This is a genomic window from Bacillota bacterium, assembly GCA_040754675.1.
In the GTDB taxonomy this organism is placed as follows: Bacteria; Bacillota; Limnochordia; order Limnochordales; family Geochordaceae; genus Geochorda.
The window spans coordinates 1-1,744 of sequence record JBFMCJ010000728.1 but is presented as its reverse complement, the minus strand read 5'-3'; the positions used below and the strand labels follow the sequence as shown (position 1 = coordinate 1,744).

The following is a 1,744-nucleotide window of genomic DNA, read 5'->3' as shown; positions in this document are numbered from 1 at the left end:
GTGCGAAGAGCAGATTCCCCGGGGTCAGGGCCGTGGCGAACCCGTTCCCCAGCAGGTCCCAGGAGAAGGGCATGCTGTTACTCCCTTAGCGTCGTCGTGGCCTGAGTGGCCCATCCGGCGAGTCCTTCGGATTTCCACGGGGGGTCTGAGGGTGCCTGGAGATGCCCCGTGACGCTGCGCTCGCTCGCGTCGCCTGCCCTGGACCCGCTTTCCTTCTGCCAGTTGTCCTGAAAATATGTGCTATGCGACCTCCAGGGTCACCTTGTAGCCCAGGGTCTCGATGCGCCGCACGGCACGGTTGACCACCGATTGGCGGTTGCGCTCGTCGAAGTAGTTGGCGCCCAGATCCGAGTAGTCGGTGCCCTTGAGGATCATATGGTATATGACGACGAGGATAGCATGGGCTACGGCCACGATGGCACGCTTGGCACCCCTGCGCCCAGCCAGCCGGTGGAACAGGGCGGAAAAGTAGCTCCTCTTCGTCCGAGAGGCTGCCCACGCTGCCTCCACCAACGCCTGTTGCAGCCAGGGATTACCGCTGCCGGTGGAGCTGTCTCTGCGCTTGCCAGCACTCTCGTTGTTGCCGGGGCACAGGCGTGCCCAAGATGCCAGGTGGGCCGAGGTCGGGAAGCGGCTCATGTCCAAGCCAATCTCGGCGATGATGTCTTCCGCAGTGCGCCGACCGATACCGGGGATCTCATCTAGCCTCCTGATCACGTCATCGGAGGACCCCAGCCGGTTAGAGACATCCTCGTCCATCCTGGCGATCTCCTTATCCAGGAAGTCGGCATGGCGAAGCAGGCTGTCCAGCACCAGACGGTGATGTTGCCCCACCTGGCCCCGCAGGGCTTCTTCCAGCGTCGCCTGCTTGGCTCGAAGCCGTCCCCGGGACAGCCCCGCCAGGGTCTCCGGGTTCTCTTCTCCCGCCACCATCGCTTCGATCATCGCTCTTCCCGACATGCCCATCACGTCAGAAGCCACGCTGGACAGCTTGATGTTCGCCCCCTCCAGCACCTTCTGGATGCGGTTCACCACAGTGGCCCGTTCCCGAATCAGGGTGCGCCGGTAGCGCACCAGTTCCCGAAGCTCCCTTTGCTCCTTGCTCGGGATGTAGCTCGCCTTCAGCAGGCCATGGCGCAGCAAGTCGGCGATCCACTCCGCGTCCTTCATGTCAGTCTTCCGACCGGGCACGGCCTTCATGTCCCGGGCGTTTACCACCAGCAGAGTGAACTCGAAGCTCTCCAGCAGGTTGTACGGCGCTTTCCAATACACCCCCGTGCTCTCCATGGCCACGTGCGTGACACTCTTGTCCGCCAACCAGTCGGCCAGTTGCATCAAGTCCCTGGTCATGGTGCCGAAGGTCCGCAGGCTCTTCCCCTCGGGCGTCAGCACGCAGGCCACCGCCGTGTCCCTGTGAACGTCCAGGCCGCAACACCGCTCGTAGACGACTTGCACGACAGCCACCTCCATGAAGACTGTCGGCTGGCAAGCGACCTGATGCGAGTGGAAGTTGTCCTGCGTGTTCCCGAAGCTCGGGACGACATTCTGTGGTGCCCCCAGGTCGCCGGTGTCAGGTTACTTGTCGGGCTCGCGGCACCAAACTGCTCCGAACTCTATCGCCAGCCGCTTCCCCGTTTTCATGCTCGGTGGTGCCGGCTGCAAATCGGCATGTTTGGTTACTTAAGGACCGGGACGGCCCCCCGGTAGGCGATAGGCGGCTGCGGCTTCGTCGCTAGGACCGCCA

Annotated in this window: 1 protein-coding gene; it reads right to left on the bottom strand. The window is 63.4% G+C overall.

Annotated features, from left to right (window positions below; genetic code table 11):
- Positions 1-240: 240 nt before the first annotated feature.
- Complete coding sequence (locus AB1609_23000; GenBank protein ID MEW6049303.1) at positions 241-1,455, bottom strand: IS110 family transposase; 1,215 nt, start codon at positions 1,453-1,455, stop codon at positions 241-243.
- Positions 1,456-1,744 lie beyond the last annotated feature (289 nt).